Origin of the sequence: Streptomyces lacrimifluminis, from assembly GCF_014646095.1 — a bacterium.
In the GTDB taxonomy this organism is placed as follows: domain Bacteria; phylum Actinomycetota; class Actinomycetes; order Streptomycetales; family Streptomycetaceae; genus Streptomyces; species Streptomyces lacrimifluminis.
On the sequence record NZ_BMMU01000100.1, the window covers coordinates 1 to 1,689 of the forward strand.

Sequence of the window (1,689 nt, forward strand, 5' to 3'; positions counted from 1 at the left end):
CTCCCAGCCTGATCAACCAGAAGATCATCCCACCAGTCAGCCAACGTGACAGTGCCTCTTCGGGCGCTCCGAGAGGGGCGTCGTCCCCCACTGCCCCGTGCGCCCCTGCGCGACCAGCCACTCCACACAGCTGTCGAGCATGCCGAGTATCAGGGGGATGCCATCGGGCCCGCCCTCTCAGGCGGGCGGCGCCGGTCGGAGCGGGTGCCGCAGCCACACGTTGGGCTCGACGTACACCGCGCAGTCGCGCTCCGGCTCGCAGCGCACCGGTACCAGCGCGCCGGGCACCTCGATGTCGCCCCGGGTGTCGAAGGGCAGCCCCGTCCAGCGGCGCCACTCCGCGAGCGATCCGGCCACCGTCATCGACGCCGGCGCCACCCGCTCGATGCTCGCCCCGGCCCGGACGTGCACCCGCAGCCACGGGTCGTACGGCAGCCCGTCGTCCCGTACCCGGTGCGCGTACTCGTCGATGGGGGTGTGCGGTTCGAGGTGTTTGGCGTTCGGGCGGACCGGGGCGACGACCTCGGTGAAGCCCTTCGCGCGGGCGCTGTCCCGCATCGCGGCGAGCATCCGCCCGGACAGGCCGAGGCCCTGGGCGTGCGGGGCGACCACGATCGAGATCGCGCTGACCGTGTCGGGCCGCACCCTGCGCCGCAGGTCGGAGAACGCCCACACCAGGACCTGGTCCCAGCCACGGGCGGGCAGCTCGCCCCGGCCCTCGGCACGCAGGGCGAACGGCACGCTGTAGGCGTGCGCGAGGACCTCACCGTGCTCGTCCTCCGCGAACAGCACGTACTCCGGCAGTTCCGCGGGGATCCGCCCGTAGTGGGCGTTGCCCACCGGATCCTGAGTGACGAACACCGGCCAGCTGTCGGGCATGTCGAGCACCGGCCCGAGCATCTCGGGCCGCTCGGCGAGGGAGGAGACCTTCAGTTCCATGGGGGCACGATAGGGGGGCGGGGCGGCGGCGCGGGTAGGGATTTTTCGTGGCCGCGAGCCGGTTGCTGAGCGGTGGATCGGCTGAGCCGCGCGCTCAGTTCGCGTGGAAACGTTCCGGCGCCCTCGTCGGGTCGTGCGTGAACTAATACTCCAGCAGTACTTCGTGGCTTGACCTGGGGAAACGTCGAGCGGTGGGAGTGTAGCGGGCAAGACGCTGTCACGGACGGCTTCTGCCCGCACACCCCTCGAAGGAGTGCCCACGACGGCAAGGTCGTCCCGGGCTCTGGGAAGCCTCGGGTTGTGATCACCGAACAGGCAGCCGAGACCTGGGACCGCGACCTGGACCACCTCTTCACCACCATCGGGCACCACTTCGGCCGCGTCGAACCACGCCGCCGCATGCGGGACTACGTGCGCGCACTACTCGCCCCAGTGGCCCGCAAGAACAGCTGGCAACTCGCCGAACACGCCGGCCACTCCACCCCCGACGGCCTGCAGCACCTGCTCTCCCGCGCTCGCTGGAACCCCGACGACATCCGCGATGACCTGCAGACCTACATCGCCGAACAACTCGGCTGCCCCGACGGGGTACTGATCATCGACGACACCGGGTTCCTGAAGAAGGGCACTACCTCCGCCGGAGTCCAAAGGCAGTACTCCGGCACCGCAGGGGCCCGTATTTCAATAACTGAGCTGTTTCAGCGTTGCCGCTCCAGGGTGAGGACGGCGGCGGCGATGGACGTCATTCGA

The 1,689-nt window shown here is 69.9% G+C and carries 2 protein-coding genes and 1 pseudogene; 1 reads left to right on the top strand and 2 read right to left on the bottom strand.

The genetic code is table 11. The annotated features are described in order from the left end of the window. Window positions 1–57 precede the first annotated feature (57 nt). Window positions 58–141: pseudogene (locus IEY89_RS42195) on the bottom strand (GNAT family N-acetyltransferase); the annotation flags it as partial. Between the two features lie 36 nt (window positions 142–177). Beyond that, window positions 178–939, bottom strand: coding sequence for a GNAT family N-acetyltransferase (locus IEY89_RS40075; RefSeq protein WP_189152443.1), 762 nt, complete (start codon window positions 937–939; stop codon window positions 178–180). Between the two features lie 339 nt (window positions 940–1,278). Here IEY89_RS40075 and IEY89_RS40080 point away from each other — a divergent pair. After that, window positions 1,279–1,689, top strand: a 411-nt coding sequence (locus IEY89_RS40080) for a transposase (protein WP_229695743.1), incomplete at its 3' end; no start/stop codon positions are given.

Coding starts and splice junctions, on each gene's coding strand:
- IEY89_RS40075 (WP_189152443.1), bottom strand. CDS start 939: ATGGAACTGAAGGTCTCCTCCCTCGCCGAGCGGCCCGAGATGCTCGGG.